The sequence below is a fragment of the Curtobacterium sp. VKM Ac-2922 genome (genome assembly GCF_022815645.1).
Classification (GTDB): domain Bacteria; phylum Actinomycetota; class Actinomycetes; order Actinomycetales; family Microbacteriaceae; genus Curtobacterium.
Genome location: NZ_JALGRO010000006.1, coordinates 174,614 through 192,446 on the forward strand (window position 1 = coordinate 174,614; position 17,833 = coordinate 192,446).

Consider the following 17,833-nt stretch of genomic DNA (forward strand, 5'->3'; position numbering starts at 1 on the left):
TGCGCCCTGTTCACCGACCGCTCAGCGCGCCCCGCACCAGGTCGGCGACCAGAGCGGGCCGTTCGAGTCCGGGCAGGTGGGCCACGCCGGGCAGCACCCGCCCCGGGCCCTGGCCGAGCCGACGGGCGGTCTCCTCGTAGAAGGGCAGGTCGGCCGGGATGTCCAGGTCGCCCCAGGTCGTCAGGACCGGCACCGTGACCTCGCCCAGGCGTGTCCACGCGCCGACACCCGCCGCCCCGGCACTGTCGGCCGCGGCGACGTCGAGGATGCGCTGGTTCATCGCGACGAACAGCTCGCGCGCCGGGCCGCTGACACGACCTTCGGGCGCCGTGGGGCCGTCGAGCCACAGGTGCGCCAGGGCGGCGATGCGGTCCTCGGTCGGCGCACCGTCGTCCTCCGCGACCTCGAGCAGGGGCTCGGTGGCCGCGTCGAGCACCCAGTCGAAGGGGGTGTCCTCGTCGGTCATCCCGGATGCGCCCGCGCCGATGAGCACGGCGCCGGAGACCCGCTCGGGGTGCAGCAGTGCCGTGTCGAGCGCGAGTCCGCCGCCCATCGAGTTGCCGACCAGCAGCGCTTGCTGCACGCCCAGGTCGTCGAGCACCACGAGCAGGTCGTCGACGTGGGTGAACGACGCCGGGTCGGCCGCTGCCGGGGTGTCCCCGTAGCCGCGCCGGTCGTACGCGACCAGGTCGAGACCGTCGTCGGCGAGTTCGGCTGCGACGGAGTCCCACGCGCGCCGGTCGGCGACGCCCGCGTGCAGGAAGACCACGGCGCGGTCGCCGCCGTGGTGTCGGGTGACGGCGATCGGGGTGCCGTCGGGGGCCGTGATGCTGCGCTGCTCCGCGTCCATGACACCGAACCTAGCCCGCCGCCGACTCGCAGTGTTCACACGATCGTGCGCTCTGTCACGAGCACGAAACAGCCGGGCAACGGGGGCGACACAGCACCGCAGCACACTGGTCGCACTACCTGTCGCCCGACAGGTACTCCGCGAAAGGTCTGCAGCCATGCGCTCCTCCGAAGCTCCGCTCCACGCACCGCGCGCCACCGTCTCCCCCACCACGCAGGACCTCGCCCGCATCGGCTACGAGCAGGAGCTGCACCGCGGCGTCGGGTCGTTCTCGTCGTTCGCCGCCGGGTTCTCGTTCGTGTCCATCCTGACCACGGTGTTCCAGCTCTTCGGCCTGGGCTTCGGACTGGGCGGTGCCGCCTTCTTCTGGGCCTGGCCGCTCGTCTTCGGCGGCCAACTGCTCGTCGCGCTGAACTTCGCCCAGTTGGCAGCCCGCTGGCCGATCTCGGGCGCGATCTTCCAGTGGTCGAGCCGTCTGGCCGGTGCGCGCTTCGGCTGGTTCACCGGCTGGACGATGATCATCGGGCAGATCCTGACGGTCGCGGTCGCCGCGATCGCCGTCCAGGCCGTGCTCCCCGCCATCTGGAGCGGGTTCCAGGTCGTCGGCGGTCCGGGCGCCGACCCCTCGTTGGCGTCGTCGACGGGTGCCGCCAACGCGGTGGTCCTCGGCCTGGTGATGCTCGTCGTCACGACCCTGGTGAACATCACGAGCGTGCGGCTCATGGCGCGGGTGACGAGCTTCGGCGTGCTCATCGAGATCATCGGCGTCGTGGTGCTCATCGCCGCGCTGTTCCTGCTGCCGCACCGCACCCCGGCGGTGCTCTTCACGACCACGGGGTCGACGAGCACCGAGCCGTACGTGTGGGCGTTCCTGGCGTCGTCACTGATGGCGGCGTACGTGATGGTCGGGTTCGACTCGGCTGGCGAGCTGGCCGAGGAGACGCACAACCCCCGCCGCACCACCCCGAAGACGATCGTCCGCGCGCTGACGGTGTCCGGTCTCGGCGGCGGACTGCTCATCATCGGGGCACTCGTCGCGGCCCCGAGCCTGACCGACGGCAAGCTCGCCACCCAGGGACTGGCGTGGGTCATCACCTCGACGCTCGGCGACGTGTTCGGCCGCCTGCTGCTGTGCACCGTCGCCGTCGCCGTCTTCGCGTGCACCCTGGCGGTGCAGACCGCGGGTGCCCGGATGGTCTACTCGATGGCGCGCGAGAAGGCCCTGCCGTTCCACCGCACCCTGGCGAAGGTCTCGCCGCGCACCGGGACCCCGATCGCGGCGTCGATCGTCGTCGGGGTCGGTGCCGGGCTCGCCCTGGCGGTGAACATCGGGCAGTCGGCGATCTTCACGGCGCTGTCCAGCCTGTGCATCGCGATGCTCTACCTGGCCTACCTCGGCGTGACCGGACCCCTGCTGGTGCAGCGCATCCGGCTGCGGCGCGAGGGCTTCCCGGCCGGGGTGGACGAGGACGGCAAGCCGCTCTTCACGCTCGGCCGGTGGGGCATCCCGCTCAACGCGCTGGCCGTGGCGTTCCAGATCGGCATGGCGGTCAACCTGATCTGGCCCCGTCCCGAGATCTACGACCTGACGGGCCACTCGTGGTGGCTGCAGTACAGCGCACTGCTGTTCATCGGCGGAGTCCTGCTGGTCGGCTGGGCGTGGTCGGCGTGGCGGCACCGCGCGCAGGGTCCGATCACCCTGGCCGACGTCCCCACGACCGCCGCGACACCCGTGACCGCGGACGCCTGAACGCGCGGACACGACACCGCAGTCACCACCACCACCAGCACCAGCACCAGCACCAGCACGGAGGAACCACCCATGCGTGACCTGCACCAGACCGACAGTGTCCTCGCCTCGCGGGACGACGCCCGCGCCCAGGCCGGAATCCGGTCCGAGCACATGCCGTACCTGCCGGCATCGACGTCCCCGTACACCCCGGACGCCGTCGATCCCGCGCAGCTCGTCTGGGCCGAGACCGTCGCCCCGGGCGGGTACACGCACAAGGTCCTGGCTCGGGGTTCCCGGCTGCGGTTCGACGACCCCACGGGCGACGCCTGCGCGAGCATCGTCGTGTACAACGCGCTCGAGCCGTGCGAGCGCCTGAACGTCGCCGACACACAGAAGATCCCGTGGCAGGCCTACCTGGGCGCCGGATCCCCGCTGCTGAGCGGCGACGGCCGGGTGCTCGCGAGCATCGTCGAGGACACCTCCGGGCGCCACGACGCGTTCTGCGGGACCTCGACCGACGCCTGGAACACCGCCAAGTACGGCGACGCCGCACCCGAGGGGCCGTCACCGAGCGGTCGGTCCCTGCTGGCGAAGGCGGCGGCGAAGCACGGCCTGACCAAGCGCGACCTGCCGCCGAGCGTGTCGTTCTTCCAGGGCGTGCGGGTCGAGCCCGACGGCGCACTCGAGCCCGTCGGGTCGGCCGGCCCGGGGCACCACGTCACCCTGGTCGCCGAGCTGCCGCTGCTGGTGCTGGTCGCGAACGTCGCGCACCCGCTGGACCCCCGCACCGACTACGTGGTCGGTCCGTTGCGCGTGCACGCCTGGCGCGGGGAGCCGACGAGCCCCGCGGACGACCGCTTCGGCGCCACACCGGAGCTGACGCGCGCCTACCTGAACACGATCGACCACGCGGAAGCACGAGGCTGAACGATGTCCGACACCCTGACCTCCACCGTCCCCGTCGGCGCCGTCCACGCGCCCGACGTCGCCCTGGACTGGAGCGAGTCGCTGGTCCCCGGCACCGTCGTGCGCGACGACCGGGTCGCGCCGCTCGCCCCGTGGTCGACGGTCGTCCGCGCCGGGCAGGTCCTGACGATCGTCGACGTCGGCGGCAACCAGAGCGCCGACTGCCTGGTGTACGACGCCGTCGACCCCGACGAGCGGTACAGCGTGCCCGACACCCTCGTCGCGCAGGGGAACGCGTACGTCCGGACCGGCACCGTGCTGATGTCGAACGAGGGCCGCCCGCTGATGACCGTCGTCGGCAACGAGATCGACCGGCAGGACACGATCGGCGGGGCGTGCTCGAAGGAGTCGAACACGCTGCGGTACGGCCACCACACGGCGTACCAGCACGGCTGCCGCGAGAACTTCATCGCCGAGGCCGCGCGCCACGGACTGGGCGTGCGGGACCTGGTGTCGAACCTGAACTGGTTCATGAACGTGCCGGTCGAGGCGGACGGCGCGCTCGGGATCGTCGACGGCATGAGCGCCCCCGGCAAGCGCGTGGCCGTCCGGGCCGAACGGGACGTGCTGGTGATCGTGTCGAACTGCCCGCAGATGAACAACCCCTGCAACGACTTCTCCTGCACGCCCCTGCGCATGATCGTGGTCCAGCCGTGACCGCCGCGCCCGACCGCACCGGGAGCCCCGCCGTGCCGCTCGACCTGGACACCGTGCTCGTCGCCAACCGCGGGGAGATCGCCCGTCGCGTGATCCGCTCCGCCAGGGCGATGGGCATGCGCACCGTCGCCGTGTTCTCCGACGCCGACCGTGCCGCCCCGCACGTGCGCGAGGCCGACGTCGCCGTCCGCCTGGGACCGGCCCCCGCTCGCGAGTCCTACCTGCGCATCGACGCTGTCGTGCAGGCGGCGCTCGACACCGGCGCCGGCCTGGTCCACCCCGGCTACGGGTTCCTGTCCGAGAACACCGACTTCGCGAGCGCCTGCGAGGCCGCCGGTATCCGCTTCGTCGGACCGACGGCCGAGCAGATCGTCGCGTTCGGCGCGAAGCACACCGCCCGCGAGCTCGCCGCCGCCGCCGGGGTCCCGATGCTGGCCGGCACCGGGCTGCTGGCCTCGGCCGACGACGCGGTCGCCGCGGCGGAGCGGATCGGTCTGCCCGTCATGCTCAAGGCCACGGGCGGTGGCGGCGGCATCGGCATGCAGGCCTGCGCGACCCTGGACGAGGTGCGCGAGGCCTACGCCAGCGTCGAGCGCACCGCGGCTGCCGCCTTCGGCGCCGCCGGCATCTTCCTCGAGCGCCTGGTCCGACCGGCCCGGCACGTCGAGGTCCAGCTGTTCGGCGACGGCCAGGGCCGGGTCGCCGTGATCGGTGACCGCGACTGCTCGCTCCAGCGCCGCAACCAGAAGGTCATCGAAGAGGCCCCGGCGCCGGCACTGCCGGAGCACGTCCGGGAGGCCCTGCACAGTTCCGCACGTCGGCTCGCGGCGAGCATCGGGTACCGCAGCGCCGGCACGGTCGAGTTCGTCTACGACCCGGTGCGCGAAGAGGCGTCGTTCCTCGAGGTGAACACCCGGCTGCAGGTGGAACACCCCGTCACCGAGCAGGTCTACGGCGTCGACCTGGTGGCGCTGATGCTGCGACTGGCCCGCGACGGCGCGTCCGGCATCGACCCGGACGTGTTCGCGCGCACCTGGACCCCGACCGGCCACGCCGTCGAGGCCCGCGTCTACGCCGAGGACCCGGCCAAGGGCTCGCTGCCGTCGAGCGGTCTGGTGACGCAGGCCGTGTTCCCCGCGACCACGACCGACGACGGTGCCCCGACCGGCATCCGCGTGGACGGCTGGGTCGAGACCGGCTCCGAGGTGTCCGCGTTCTACGACCCGATGCTCGCCAAGGTGATTGCCACCGGGGAGACCCGCGACGACGCCCTCGACCTGCTGCGTGCGGGGCTGACCGGCACCCGGATCGACGGCATCGTCACGAACACCGGACTGCTGCGCGCCCTGACCGACGACCTGGAACTCCGGACGGCGACGCACTCGACGTCGACGCTCGACGAGACCGCCGACCCGGACCCGCGCATCGACGTGGTCGCACCCGGCACGATGACGACCGTGCAGGACCTGCCCGGCCGCCTGGGCCACTGGCAGGTCGGTGTTCCGCCGAGCGGCCCGTTCGACGCGGCGTCCTTCGCCGAGGCGAACCGCGCGGTCGGCAACCCCGAAGGCGCTCCGGCGCTCGAGGTCACCGCGACCGGACCCACGCTGCGGTTCTCGGCCCCGGCCCTGGTCGCCGTGACCGGAGCGGCGGCCCCGGTCACCGTCGACGACGAGCCCGTGCCGCTGTGGGAGCCCGTCGAGGTGCAGGCCGGACAGACCCTGACGATCGGCACCGCCGCAGGCCCCGGACTCCGGACGTACCTGGCGGTGCGCGGCGGCATCGACGTGCCGACCTACCTCGGCTCCGCGGCCACGTTCACGCTCGGCGGCTTCGGTGGCCATGCGGGCCGTGCTCTGCTGGCCGGCGACGTCCTGCGCCCGGGCTCCCCCGACGCCGACGTCCCGCACCCCGCGTTCCCCGCCGGCGCCCGGCTCGGCCTGGTCGGCGGGCCCACGCCGGACGACCGTCGCACGGCGCTGACCAGCACGTGGGAGATCGCCGTCACCGAGGGCCCGCACGCGGCACCGGACTTCTTCACGCGAGCCGACCTCGACGTGTTCTACGCCACCGACTACGGCGTGCACCACAACTCCGCCCGCACCGGGGTCCGGCTGATCGGACCCCGGCCGGGCTGGGCGCGCACCGACGGCGGCGAGGCCGGCCTGCACCCCTCGAACATCCACGACACCCCGTACGCGGTCGGGGCGATCGACTTCACCGGCGACACCCCGATCATCCTCGGACCGGACGGACCGTCCCTGGGCGGGTTCGTCTGCCCCGCCGTGGTGGCCAGCGGTGACCTGTGGAAGGTGGGCCAGTTGCGCCCGGGTGACACGGTGCGGTTCGTGCCGGTCCGCGAAGCCGACGCTGCCGCGCTCGACGCACAACGGGCCTCCAGGACGGTGCCGCGCACCGGAGCCGACGGACGCACCGGCGGGGACGGGGACGACGGCGTGCTCGCACGCCTGGACGCCACCGAGTCCCGGCCGAGCGTGGCGTACCGGCGGGACGGCGACGACAACGTCCTGGTGGAGTACGGCGACATGACGCTCGACATCGCGCTGCGGATGCGCGTGCACGCGCTCATGACGACGCTGCAGGCCGAGGCACCGGAGGGCATCCTCGACATCACGCCGGGCATCCGCTCGCTGCAGGTGCACACCGATGCCAGCGTGACGAAGGCGAGCACCATGGCCGGCCTGCTGCGTGAGCTCGAGGACGAGATCCCACCGACCGACCAGCTCGTCGTGCCCTCGCGGACGGTCAAGCTGCCGCTGTCCTGGGACGACCCGGCGACCCGGCTGGCGATCGAGCGCTACATGAACGGTGTCCGGAACGACGCTCCGTGGACCCCCTGGAACATCGAGTTCATCCGGCGGATCAACGGGCTCGACTCGGTGGACGACGTGTTCCGCACGGTGTTCGACGCGAGCTACCTGGTGCTCGGTCTGGGCGACGTCTACCTCGGCGCACCGGTCGCCACGCCCCTCGACCCGCGGCACCGACTCGTGACCACGAAGTACAACCCGGCCCGCACCTGGACGGCCGAGAACTCGGTCGGCATCGGCGGCGCGTACCTGTGCATCTACGGCATGGAGGGCCCCGGCGGCTACCAGTTCGTCGGCCGCACCGTGCAGATCTGGAACCGGTTCCGCCGCGGCGGCCTGTTCCAGCAGGACCCGTGGGCGCTGCGGTTCTTCGACCGGATCGAGTGGTACCCGGTCGGCGCGGACGAGCTGCTCGAGCTGCGCGCCGAGACGGACGCGGGGCGCGGGGAGTTCGAGACGGTCGACGGCGAGTTCTCGATCGCGTCGTACAACCGGTTCCTCAGCGACAACGCGACCTCGATCGACGCGTTCCGTGCGCAGCAGGCGCGGGCGTTCGATCAGGAGAAGGACCGCTGGCGTGCCTCGGGCGAGTTCGACGTGCGCGACGAGCCGGCGCCCGTGGTGGCCGACGCCGTGACGGTGCCCGAGGGCTCGACCGCGGTGGTCGCACCGTTCACCTCGACCGTGTGGCAGGTCGACGTCCGGCCGGGTGACCGGGTCGACGCCGGGCAGAAGCTGCTGGCGGTCGAGGCGATGAAGATGGAGTCGATGGTGCACGCTCCCGTCGGCGGGCAGGTGCTCGAGGTGTACATCACGCCGGGCGAGCAGGTGGCACCGGGGCAGGTCCTCGCCGCGATCGGAGGAGGAGCATGAGCACCAGCACCAGCACCAGGACCGGCATCACGGCCGCCGCCCGCGTGCACGACGCGTACGACCGGATCCAGGCCGTCGACCGGCCCGAGGTCTGGATCAGCCTGCGCGACCGGTCCGACGTGCTGGCCGAGGCGACGGCGATCGACCCGTCGCTCCCCCTGGCCGGTCTGCTGGTCGCGGTCAAGGACAACATCGACGTCGCGGGACTCCCCACGACTGCTGCGTCGCGGTCGTTCGCGTACGAACCGACGGCCGACGCCACCGCCGTCGCCCGACTGCGGGCCGCCGGAGCCGTGGTGGTCGGCAAGACCAACCTCGACCAGTTCGCCACCGGCCTGGTCGGCACCCGGTCGCCCTTCGGGGCCGTCCGGAACGCCTGGGACCCCAGACGCATCTCCGGCGGCTCGTCGAGCGGCTCGGCGACCGCGGTCGCGCTCGGGATCGTCGACCTGGCGCTCGGCACCGACACCGCCGGGTCCGGTCGGGTGCCGGCAGCGCTCGGCAACCTGGTCGGGGTGAAGCCCACGAAGGGCCTGGTCCCGAACACCGGCGTCGTGCCGGCCTGCCGGTCGCAGGACTGCGTCACGGTGTTCGCCCGGTCGCTCGACCTGGCCCGGACCGCGACCGAGCTGATGACCGGCCCCGACGGCGTCGACCCGCTCGCCCGCGAGGACACCGCGCACGCCGCCCTGCCCACCACGCCGCGGATCGCCGTGCCGCTGCCGTCGCAGCTCGAGGGGCTTGCCCCGGGCTGGGCCGAGGCGTTCGCGGCGGCCGTCGACCGGTTCCGTGTGCTCGGCCACCAGGTCGTCGAGGTCGACATCGCACCGCTCCTGGACGCCGCAGCGCTGCTGTACGACGGCGCGTTCGTCGCCGAGCGGTACGCCGCCGTCGGCGCACACATCGACGCGCACCGGGACCTGATCGGGGACGACCTCGACCCGTCCGTGGCGACGATCGTGCTCGGTGGTGCGACACCCACCGCCGCCGAGCTGTTCGCCGACCAGGAACGCCTCGACCGGCTCGGGGCTGCCGGCCGCGCAGTGCTGGCCGGCACGACCGCGCTGCTCACCCCCACCACCACCTGGCACCCGACGCTGGCCGAGGTCGCCGCCGACCCGATCGGGGCGAACAGCCGGATGGGGCGCTACACGAACTTCGCGAACCTGCTCGACATGGCCTCGCTCGCCGTGCCGGCCGGGTTCGTCGACGGCCTGCCGTTCGGCGTGATGCTGACCGGGCCTGCGTTCACCGACCGACGGCTCGCGGCGCTCGCCCGCGCCTTCACCGCGCCGACGGTCGACCTGCTGGTCGTCGGCGCACACCTGCGGGGCCAGCCGCTGAACGGCCAGCTGGTCGCGGCCGGCGGGTCGTTCGTCATGGAGGCCCACACCGCGTCCGACTACCGGCTGTACGCCCTGGACACGGTGCCGCCCAAGCCGGGGCTGGTCCGGGCGGGCCCGGTCACGCCCGGTGACGGCCGGAGTCCGGCGTCAGGTTCGGGTTCGATCGTCGGAGAGGTCTGGCGGCTGCCCGCCGCCGGGTTCGCCACGTTCGTCGCCGCGCTGCCCGCACCGATGGCGATCGGCACCGTCGCACTCGACGACGGCACCGACGTCACCGGGTTCCTGGTCGAGCCGTGGGCCGTCGACGGCGCGCAGGACATCACCCAGCACGGCGGGTGGCGCGCGTACCGGAAGCAGGCATGACGGCGCCGACCCGGGAGCAGGCATGACGGCGCGGGCCTGGGAGGATGGGGGCATGCCCGCCGACGACCGCCCCACCCGTGTCGGCCGTCCCCGGGCTGCCGGCACGACCGACTCGGAGCTGTCGCCGCGGGAGCAGATCCTCGACGCCGCCGCGGCCCTGTTCGTCGAGAACGGGTTGAGCGCCACGTCCACCCGGGCGATCGCGGACCGGGTCGGCATCCGGCAGGCCTCGCTGTACTACCACTTCGCCGGCAAGGACGACATGCTCGTCGAGCTGCTGACCACCTCGGTGCGCCCGAGCCTGGACGTGGTGCGCGGCCTCGAGCAGCGGGTCCCGGACACGGCGAGCGCCGCCGGTGCCCTGGCGGCGCTGGTGCTCATCGACGTCGACACCCTCGTGCGCACGCCACACAACATCGGCACGCTCTACCTGCTGCCCGAGGTGCAGGGCGAGCGGTACGACGGGTTCCGGGTCGAGCGTCGCGAGCTGCAGGACACCTACGGCCGGCTGGGGTCGCTCGCCGCGACGCCCGACGTCACCGCGTCCCTGACCCCGACACAGCTCGGCGGTCTGCTCATCCAGCTCGCCGAGACCGTGATCCAGCTGCGACGCGCCGGCAGCGTCCGCGACACCGACCGGGACGCCATCGTCGCAACCTGCCTGCGGGCCTGCGGGCTCGACACGGCGGCGATCGCCGTCGCACGCCGTGATGCCGAGGCCCTGCTGGCCGCAGCGGTCGTCTGAACCCGACCGCGGCCTCCCGTCCGCCGTCCGCGGGCTGGTGCCGTCAGCGCCGGACGGAGAACACGTCGCCGGGCTGGCAGCCGAGCACCTCGCACAGCCGTGTCAGCGTCGAGAACCGGATCGCCCTGGCGCGGTTGTTCTTCAGCACGGACAGGTTGACGACGGTGACGCCCACCCGGTCCGCCAGCTCGGTCAGGGTCATCCCCCTGGCGGCGAGCAGGTCGTCCAGGTGACAGACGACCGCGTGGCCGTCGTCGGTCTCGGGCGGCATCAGACCAGGCCGGCCTGGTCGCGCACCATCCGCTGCGAGGCGGTCAGCGCGAACCGGAAGCAGATCACGAGCAGCAGCCCGAGGTAGACCGGCACGTACGGCGGGTCCAGGACGGGGTCGGGCAGGCGGCCGTCCCATCCCAGTGCGGACACCACCCAGTTCCAGCCCATCCGGCGGACGAACGCCGGCACGAACCCGGCGACGACCACCGCGACCGCCAGCACGTCCAGGACCTTCGCCGTGGCGGTGTCGAACAGACCGCCCCGTGCGATCCGCCACGCGACGGTGGCGACCAGGCCGATGAGTGCCGCGACGAACACGAGTTCCAGGGCGTCGCCGACGCGGATGTACCCGATCGCGCCGGCCGGCACGTCGGCGGTCCGGACCAGCAGGGCGAGCTGCTCGGTGCGGACGGTCGCTCCGCCCGGGGGTTGCGGCACGGCGCTGGTCGCAGCGACGTGCACCGGGACGGTGACGGTGCCGGTGCGGATCGACTCGGCCAGGTCGGCGACGTACCGCCAGACCAGCAGTCCGATGCCGATCACGCAGGCGGCGACGTACCCCAGGTAGGAGTTCCTGCCACGAGGCGGGTCGTAGACGGGTGTGCTCATCGTTCCCTCTCCTGTCGGTCAGCGGCACCATCGATCATCGGTACCATCGAATGTCGATACAACGATGATCGATATGTAGCCGCGTGTCAAGGGTCTTGATCTCAACCGATGTCGAGGTGATGGGATCGCGGTATGCGCATCACCCAGGTCACGCTCCCCGTCCGCTCCCTCGACACCGTCGCAGCGTGGTGGCGCCCGCTCGGGTTCCCGACGATCCAGGGACCCGACCGCGTGTCCGTCGACGTCGGCCACACGCGGGTCCACCACGAGCCCGACCCCGCACTGATCGGCACGCACCACCTGGCGATGACGATCCCCACCGGCACGTTCGACGCCGCCGTGGCGTGGATCGCCGACCGCGCGCCGGTGCTGTCCCGCGACGGGATCACGGTGTTCGAGGGCCCCGACGGGTGGGACTCCCGCTCCGTCTACTTCGACGGACCCGACGGCCAGGTGCTCGAGTTCATCGAACGTCGCGTGCTGCCAGCCGAGCACGTCGGACCGTTCACCGCGGACAGCGTGGTCGGTGTCAGCGAGGTGGGCGTGGTGGTCGAGGACGTCGTCGCGACCGCACAGCGACTCGCAGACGTCGGCGTCGCTCCCTACGCGGCGCCCCCGACCGCCGGCTTCGGCGCGGTCGGGGACGTCGACGGGCTGCTGGTCCTGGTGGCGCCGGGCCGGCCGTGGCTGCCGACGACCGACCGCATCGCCGCGGACAGCAGCGTCACGATCGACGTCGGTCTGCCGCAGCCCGTCGCGTTCGGGGCTGACAAGGTCCTGCGCTGAACCAGTCCGTCAGCGCTCGGTGTCCTCGGTGATGCGCTCGCCGGTCTCCGGGTCCCACCCGAGGGTCTTCGGCTCGACGCGGCGCGGACGGCGCTCGGCCTTCGGGAACCACCCGCGCGCCGAGGGCAGGTAGCTCAGCACGGCGGCGACGGCCAGCGCGATCGGTTCGAGGACGGCCCAGTCCGGCGGAGTGGTCACCAACCCGATGAGCGTCGACACCAGGCCCAGTCCGGCGATGATCGCCAACCACAGCCGCGCGGTCCCCGAGCCGCGCCACATCCGCAGCGCCAGCCACCCGAAGAACAGCGTCAGAGCCAGGAACAGGACACCACCCACGACGGTGGCGACGAGCAGGCCCGTGTCCTCGGTGCCCAGGCTGACGAGCAGCCGTGGCACACCGACGGCCAGGCGGACGACCGTCTCAACCCACCAGATCGCCGCCGCGATCGTGACGACCGTCGGGCGTGCCGTCGTTGTCGGTGCTGCCTGCGTGCTCATGACTGCACCATGGCACCAGCGGAGGCCCGTTGCCAAGCGACACCGGGCCTCCAGTCCTGGGGACGGCCGCGTCAGAGTGCGATGGTCTCGCCGTCCGCCAGCGTCACCAGCTCGGTCCCCGTGAGCTGCTGCGCGAACTGGGCGAACGAGCCCTTGCCCGCATCGCTGAGCATCAGGTCGTGGATCTGCACCGCGCGGGACGGGTGGACGGCGCGGACGAAGTCGACGAGCTCGCCGAGTTTCGCCCACGGGCCCGACGTGGGGACCAGCAGGGTCTCGACCGCGACCTCGGGGACGAAGTACGCGTCGCCCGGGTGGTACACGGCGCCGTCGACCACGAAGCCGACGTTGCTCATGAGCGGGATGTCCGCGTGGATGACCGCGTGGTCGCCGCCGACGACCTGCACCGAGAAGCCGGCCGCGTCGAACGTGTCGCCCGGGGCGACGGTCGTGACCCGGCCGTCGTGGTCGCCGAGCGCCTGGGTGACGCTCGCCGGTGCCCAGACGCGCAGCTCGGGCTGGGCGTCGAGCGCGGCGGTCAGCACGTCGGCATCCAGGTGGTCCGGGTGGTCGTGGGTGACCAGGACCGCGGTGGTGCCGGCGACCAGGTCCGCGGAGTTCGGCGTGTAGGCGCCCGGGTCGATCACGAGGGTGGTGTCGTCCTTGGTGAGCACGACGGTGGCGTGGGTGTACTTCGTGAGGTCCATGCAGACGATTCTGCGCCTCCGTCCTCGGAACTCAGGACGAGCGGCGCAGGGTGTGCCGTGGGTACTCGCCGAAGCGGCTGGCGTACTCGGCCGAGAACCGCCCCATGTGCGTGAACCCCCAGCGGCGCGCGACCTCGGCCACCGAGGACTCGCCCGGATCGAGCAGCAGCAGGTCCTCCTGCGCCCGGCGCAGCCGCATCTCGCGCAGGTAGGCCATCGGGCTCTGGTCGAGCGTCCGTTGGAACGAGTCCTGCAACCCGCGCACGCTCAGCCCAGCGGCGTCGGCGATCGCCGTGACCGTCACGGCTTCGTGGGCATGCGCCTCGAGGTACTCGATGGCGGTCCGGAGGCGGGCTCCCGCGCGTTGCGCCGGGTCGGCACCGAGCGGCTCGGACTGCAGCGGGTACAGCCGGAGCAGGGCACGGGCGACCTCGCGCTGCGCCTCGTGCCAGGCGAGCGAACCCACTCCGCCGGTGTGCAGCGCGCGCATCGCCCCCGCGACGGCCGTGCGCCACACAGCGATGCTCGTCGGATCCGGGGTGACGCGGTGGTCGAACGCCAGCGGGCCGCCGGCGAGCAGCCCGGACTCCTCGGCCACCTGGCGCACCAGGTCCTGCCCGAGGTGCACGAGCCGCTGGTCCCAGTCCTGGTACTCCATCCGGAAGCGTCGTTCGACGGGGAACAGCGTGGGGACGCCCGGTTCCATCCGGACCTCGTCGCGTCCGACGTCGACCCGGGCGGTCCCACGGTCGAGCCACTGCACGACGACCTCGCCCTCGGTCGCCACGTCGCCGCGCAGGTAGCCGTGCATCTGCGACCGACGGACGCTGAGCTGGTCGTCCCCGACCGCCACGTACTTGTACCAGTACTGCTGGTCGAGGGCAGACGAGTACCAGGTCCGGCCGGCGTACATGCCGGCGAGTGACGTGATCGCCGAGTCCGTGTCCTGCCCGGAGACGGCGACCAGCGCCGTCGTCGGGGGTCGGGAGGTCGTCTCGTTCACCCCTCCACCATCCTCGGCAACCCGGGATCCCGCGACGGGTCCGCGTTTCGTGGATCGACTCCGCCGCGCGTCAGACGGGGGTCCAGTTGCCGCACCACCTTGCATCCACCTGAGGACCGTCGCAGGATGTTGACGTTGCCAACGGGGGCAGCACGAGCCGAGGAGGCCGGATCGATGGGGATTCGACGAACACGACGATGGACGATCGCCGCGGGGGCGGTCGCAGCAGCACTGCTGGTCGCCGGACTGGGTACCGCACCGGTACACGCTGCCGACACCGGGACCTTCCACCCGGGCCAGCAGTGGAACGACGACAACGGAGCGCCCGTCCAGGGGCACGGCGGCCAGGTCGTCACCGCCCAGGACAGCGCCGGCAGGACGATCTACTACTGGTACGGCGAGGACCGTGTGAACGGGTACGCGAACACGCGCGGCGTGCACGTGTACTCGTCGTACGACCTGACGAGCTGGAGGGACCAGGGCCTGGCGCTCCGGACGATGACCAGCCGGGCGGACTTCGACGACCCGTACTTCTCGACGCTCTACGGCGGGTACGACAGCACCCGGCAGGACGCGGTGTACCGGGACCTCGGGGTGACCGCTCCGAGCGCCACCCGCCCGGGAGCGATCCTGGAGCGCCCCAAGGTGATCCACAACGCGGCGACCGGGCAGTGGGTGATGTGGGTGCACGCCGACGGACCGACCGCGGACTCCGATGCGCAGTACGCCAAGGCCACCGCCGGCGTCGCCGTGTCGGACTCCCCGACGGGGCCGTTCCGGTACATCGACTCGTACCGGCTCGACCGTGTGTCCGCCGACGACCCGACGAACCAGAAGCCGGACTCCCCCGGCATGGCCCGGGACATGAACCTGTTCGTCGACGACGACGGGACGGCCTACATCGTCTACGCGTCCGAAGAGAACCTGACCCTGTACATCTCGAAGCTCGACGCGGACTACACGGGCTTGGCGACCGATCCGACGAAGGCCGTCGAGGGCGTCGACTTCCGACGACCACAGCCCTGGATCGGTGGCCAGCGCGAGGCACCGGCGCTCACCAAGGTGGACGGCACCTACTACCTGGTGACCTCGGGCGCGACCGGGTGGGCACCGAACGCCGCCGCCTACGCCACCGCGACCGACCCGATGGGGACCTGGACCGCGCACGGCAACCCGGCGACCGGCGCCGGCGCCGACACCACGTGCAACTCGCAGAGCACCTCGTTGCTGAACCTCGGAGACGGCCGCGTCGTGTACATCGGCGACCGCTGGAACAACGCCGAGGACCTGCGGACCGCGCCGTCGATCTGGCTGCCCGTGACGTTCGGCGAGGGCGGCGCCATGTCGTTCTCGTGCGACACCACGTCGTGGTCGCTCGACGACCTGCGGCCGTCGCCGATCTGGACGGTGACGACGACGATCCCCGGACAGGCCACCCTCGGCGACACCCGGGCACTACCGACGAAGGTCACCGTGCGCGAGGACGGTCGGCAGCGCTCCCACCGCGTCCGCTGGGCGGCGGACGCCCTGTCGACGCCGGGCGAGCGGGTCGTGACGGGCACGCTGGACGACGGCCGGACCTTCACCCGCACCGTGACGGTGATGCCGAAGCGGCTGGCGTACTTCGTCGACGCCGGTGGCCAGGGCACGAGCGACCTGGCGGCCGACCTGCGGTTCGCGAAGCAGCGCGGTGACCGGATCATCAACACCGTGCCGGACCAGCGCTTCGGCGTCGACCCGGGCAGCCGCGCGCACTGGGGGTACTTCGGCACCACCGGCGGCACCTCGGGCACGAGCGGCGGCACCGTGACCAGCACCGTCCGCTGGCAGGCCGACAAGACCGACCTGGAGTACGCGCTCGGTGGCCTGTCGAAGGGGAAGTACCGCGTCGACATGGGCTTCTGGGACCCGTGGACGAAGAGCGCGCCGGGTCGTGCCGCCGCCGTGGCCGTCGACGGCACGACGGTCGCGACCGCCCAACCGATCGACGGGACGTACCGCACCCTTTCCACGTCGACGAAGGTCGGTTCCGACGGTCTCGTCGACCTGCGCATCTCGCCCGCGACCGGGTACGGGATCCAGGTGAGCTGGATCATGGTCTCCCGGGCCTGAGCCGCGACCGTCTGGAGGCCCGGTGTCGGTCCGGCGGACCGGTGCCGGGCCTCCAGGCGGTCACCGTCAGTGCGGTCGTGTTGACTGCGGCCATGGAACGGTTCGACACCATCGTGGTCGGCGCCGGCATCGCCGGGCTCACCACCGCACGGCTGCTGACGGCAGCCGGTCAGCACGCCGTCGTGCTCGAGGCCCGCGACCGCGTCGGGGGCCGCGTGTGGACGGACCGGTCGGACGGCCGGGTCACGGACCTGGGCGCGTCGTGGATCCACGGCGTCGACGGCAGTCCGGTCGCGGCCGCGGCGCACGCGTTCGGCATGCCGACGGTCGAGTTCACCGTCGGCGGGTACCAGGCCGACAGCCGACCGATCGCCTACGCGGGACCGGACGGCCAGCTGCTCGACCCCGAGGCGACTCGGCGCTTCGTCGAGGACGTGCGTGCCGTCGACGCCGCACTCGCGCCGGTGATCGCAGCCTCGGCGCCGGACGCCACCTACCGCGACGTGACCGAGGCCGCGCTGGCCCAGCAGCACTGGTCGGCGGACCGCGTCGAGCGGGTCCGCGAGCACCTGGCCCACCGCAGCGAGGAGCAGTACGGGGTCACGATCGCGGGGCTCGCCGCGCACGGGCTGGACGACGACGCGATCGACGGCGACGAGGTCGTGTTCCCCCAGGGCTACGACGCGCTCGCGACGCACCTGGCCGAGGGGCTCGACGTGCGGCTCGGGTCCGTGGTCCAGCGGGTGGTGTGGTCGGCGTCCGGCAACGTCGTGTCGGTCGGGGAGACGACGTTCGCGGCCGACGCCGTCGTCGTGACGGTCCCCGTCGGAGTGCTGCAGTCCGACGCCTTCGTCATCGAGCCGGACCTGCCCGCTGCCCACCGGGCCGCACTCGGCCGCCTCCGGATGAACGCCTTCGAGAAGGTGGTGCTGCGCTTCCCGACGCGGTTCTGGGCCCCGGCGGACGGCTCCGACGTCTACGGCATCCGACAGCTCGGGCCCGAAGGGCGCTGGTGGCACTCCTGGTACGACCTGACCCGGCTCGACGGCGAGCCCACGCTGCTGACCTTCGCGGCCGGACCCGCGGCGCACGGCATCCGCGGGTGGAGCGTCGAGCAGGTGACCGCGTCGGTGCTCGAGCAACTGCGGCGGCTGTACGGCGACGTCCCCGAACCCACGAGCGTGCACGTCACGGCGTGGCAGGACGACCCGTTCGCGCGCGGGTCGTACGCGTACATGACCCCCGGCTCGCGGACGAGCGACCACGACGACCTGGCCGTCCCGGTCGGCGGCGTGCTGCACCTGGCCGGTGAGGCGACCTGGACCGAGGACCCGGCGACCGTCACCGCGGCGATGTGCTCCGGCGAGCGCGCTGCCGGTGCTGTGCTCGGTCGCCCGGTTGCACTGGAGTTCCCGGAACTGTCTCGGTAGATTGGAGCCGCCTCGGTGGATTGTTGAACAACCTCGGCGACAGGGAGCCCTC

At 72.5% G+C, this 17,833-nt stretch carries 15 protein-coding genes; 9 read left to right on the plus strand and 6 right to left on the minus strand.

Features of this window, described 5'->3' with window-relative positions; genetic code table 11:
• Positions 1-10: 10 nt before the first annotated feature.
• Positions 11-850 carry an alpha/beta fold hydrolase gene (locus MT346_RS09160; protein WP_243562721.1) on the minus strand — a complete coding sequence of 280 codons (840 nt, stop codon included), beginning with the start codon at positions 848-850 and terminating at the stop codon, positions 11-13.
• 157 nt (positions 851-1,007) lie between these two features.
• On the opposite strand from MT346_RS09160, the gene MT346_RS09165 reads away from it, so the two are divergent.
• The 6 genes from MT346_RS09165 (at position 1,008) to MT346_RS09190 (ending at position 10,363) form a co-directional block, all read left to right on the plus strand.
• Positions 1,008-2,600 (plus strand): APC family permease, encoded by a 1,593-nt coding sequence (locus MT346_RS09165; RefSeq protein ID WP_243562722.1) that lies wholly within the window; start codon positions 1,008-1,010, stop codon positions 2,598-2,600.
• Between the two features lie 72 nt (positions 2,601-2,672).
• Positions 2,673-3,509: an urea amidolyase associated protein UAAP1 gene (locus tag MT346_RS09170; protein ID WP_243562723.1), complete on the plus strand. Its 837-nt coding sequence runs from the start codon at positions 2,673-2,675 to the stop codon at positions 3,507-3,509.
• A 3-nt stretch (positions 3,510-3,512) separates the two neighbouring features.
• Entirely contained in the window at positions 3,513-4,205 is a 693-nt protein-coding gene (locus tag MT346_RS09175) for an urea amidolyase associated protein UAAP2 (RefSeq protein ID WP_243562724.1), read from the plus strand.
• On the plus strand, positions 4,202-7,909 hold the full coding sequence (gene uca, locus MT346_RS09180) for an urea carboxylase (protein WP_243562725.1): 3,708 nt from the start codon (positions 4,202-4,204) through the stop codon (positions 7,907-7,909). The genes MT346_RS09175 and uca overlap by 4 nt, the downstream gene beginning before the upstream one ends.
• Positions 7,906-9,618 carry an allophanate hydrolase gene (gene atzF, locus MT346_RS09185; protein WP_243562727.1) on the plus strand — a complete coding sequence of 571 codons (1,713 nt, stop codon included), beginning with the start codon at positions 7,906-7,908 and terminating at the stop codon, positions 9,616-9,618. The genes uca and atzF overlap by 4 nt, the downstream gene beginning before the upstream one ends.
• Positions 9,619-9,670: 52 nt before the next feature.
• The gene (locus tag MT346_RS09190) at positions 9,671-10,363 is read left to right on the plus strand and encodes a TetR/AcrR family transcriptional regulator (RefSeq protein WP_243562729.1); all 693 of its coding nucleotides are present in this window, start codon (positions 9,671-9,673) and stop codon (positions 10,361-10,363) included.
• A gap of 43 nt (positions 10,364-10,406) precedes the next feature.
• Here the strand turns inward: MT346_RS09190 and MT346_RS09195 are convergent, their stop codons facing one another.
• Both MT346_RS09195 and MT346_RS09200 read right to left on the minus strand, forming a co-directional pair.
• Positions 10,407-10,634 (minus strand): helix-turn-helix transcriptional regulator, encoded by a 228-nt coding sequence (locus MT346_RS09195; protein ID WP_243562731.1) that lies wholly within the window; start codon positions 10,632-10,634, stop codon positions 10,407-10,409.
• Positions 10,634-11,245 (minus strand): hypothetical protein, encoded by a 612-nt coding sequence (locus MT346_RS09200; protein ID WP_243562732.1) that lies wholly within the window; start codon positions 11,243-11,245, stop codon positions 10,634-10,636. Before MT346_RS09200 ends, MT346_RS09195 begins: the two co-directional genes overlap by 1 nt.
• A 132-nt stretch (positions 11,246-11,377) precedes the next feature.
• Between MT346_RS09200 and MT346_RS09205 the strand changes: the two genes are divergently transcribed.
• Positions 11,378-12,031: a VOC family protein gene (locus MT346_RS09205; RefSeq protein ID WP_243562734.1), complete on the plus strand. Its 654-nt coding sequence runs from the start codon at positions 11,378-11,380 to the stop codon at positions 12,029-12,031.
• A 9-nt stretch (positions 12,032-12,040) separates the two neighbouring features.
• Here MT346_RS09205 and MT346_RS09210 read toward each other — a convergent pair whose 3' ends face one another.
• The 3 genes from MT346_RS09210 to MT346_RS18400 all read right to left on the minus strand — a co-directional run bounded on the left by MT346_RS09210 (position 12,041) and on the right by MT346_RS18400 (position 14,239).
• Positions 12,041-12,529, minus strand: coding sequence for a hypothetical protein (locus MT346_RS09210; protein WP_243562736.1), 489 nt, complete (start codon positions 12,527-12,529; stop codon positions 12,041-12,043).
• 71 nt (positions 12,530-12,600) lie between these two features.
• The gene (locus MT346_RS09215; RefSeq protein ID WP_243562738.1) at positions 12,601-13,236 is read right to left on the minus strand and encodes an MBL fold metallo-hydrolase; all 636 of its coding nucleotides are present in this window, start codon (positions 13,234-13,236) and stop codon (positions 12,601-12,603) included.
• A 31-nt stretch (positions 13,237-13,267) separates the two neighbouring features.
• Positions 13,268-14,239 (minus strand): helix-turn-helix domain-containing protein, encoded by a 972-nt coding sequence (locus MT346_RS18400; RefSeq protein ID WP_243562739.1) that lies wholly within the window; start codon positions 14,237-14,239, stop codon positions 13,268-13,270.
• A 174-nt stretch (positions 14,240-14,413) separates the two neighbouring features.
• Between MT346_RS18400 and MT346_RS09225 the strand changes: the two genes are divergently transcribed.
• Together MT346_RS09225 and MT346_RS09230 are read left to right on the plus strand one after the other, a co-directional pair.
• Positions 14,414-16,351, plus strand: a complete 1,938-nt coding sequence (locus MT346_RS09225; RefSeq protein WP_243562741.1) for a glycoside hydrolase family 43 protein — start codon at positions 14,414-14,416, stop codon at positions 16,349-16,351.
• A gap of 92 nt (positions 16,352-16,443) precedes the next feature.
• Entirely contained in the window at positions 16,444-17,781 is a 1,338-nt protein-coding gene (locus MT346_RS09230) for an NAD(P)/FAD-dependent oxidoreductase (protein ID WP_243562742.1), read from the plus strand.
• Positions 17,782-17,833: the final 52 nt, after the last annotated feature.

Coding starts and splice junctions, on each gene's coding strand:
- MT346_RS09230 (WP_243562742.1), top strand. CDS start 16,444: ATGGAACGGTTCGACACCATCGTGGTCGGCGCCGGCATCGCCGGGCTC.
- MT346_RS09190 (WP_243562729.1), top strand. CDS start 9,671: ATGCCCGCCGACGACCGCCCCACCCGTGTCGGCCGTCCCCGGGCTGCC.
- MT346_RS09205 (WP_243562734.1), top strand. CDS start 11,378: ATGCGCATCACCCAGGTCACGCTCCCCGTCCGCTCCCTCGACACCGTC.
- MT346_RS09215 (WP_243562738.1), bottom strand. CDS start 13,236: ATGGACCTCACGAAGTACACCCACGCCACCGTCGTGCTCACCAAGGAC.
- MT346_RS09165 (WP_243562722.1), top strand. CDS start 1,008: ATGCGCTCCTCCGAAGCTCCGCTCCACGCACCGCGCGCCACCGTCTCC.
- MT346_RS09210 (WP_243562736.1), bottom strand. CDS start 12,529: ATGAGCACGCAGGCAGCACCGACAACGACGGCACGCCCGACGGTCGTC.
- MT346_RS09200 (WP_243562732.1), bottom strand. CDS start 11,245: ATGAGCACACCCGTCTACGACCCGCCTCGTGGCAGGAACTCCTACCTG.
- MT346_RS09195 (WP_243562731.1), bottom strand. CDS start 10,634: ATGCCGCCCGAGACCGACGACGGCCACGCGGTCGTCTGTCACCTGGAC.
- MT346_RS09160 (WP_243562721.1), bottom strand. CDS start 850: ATGGACGCGGAGCAGCGCAGCATCACGGCCCCCGACGGCACCCCGATC.
- MT346_RS09225 (WP_243562741.1), top strand. CDS start 14,414: ATGGGGATTCGACGAACACGACGATGGACGATCGCCGCGGGGGCGGTC.
- MT346_RS09175 (WP_243562724.1), top strand. CDS start 3,513: ATGTCCGACACCCTGACCTCCACCGTCCCCGTCGGCGCCGTCCACGCG.
- atzF (WP_243562727.1), top strand. CDS start 7,906: ATGAGCACCAGCACCAGCACCAGGACCGGCATCACGGCCGCCGCCCGC.
- MT346_RS09170 (WP_243562723.1), top strand. CDS start 2,673: ATGCGTGACCTGCACCAGACCGACAGTGTCCTCGCCTCGCGGGACGAC.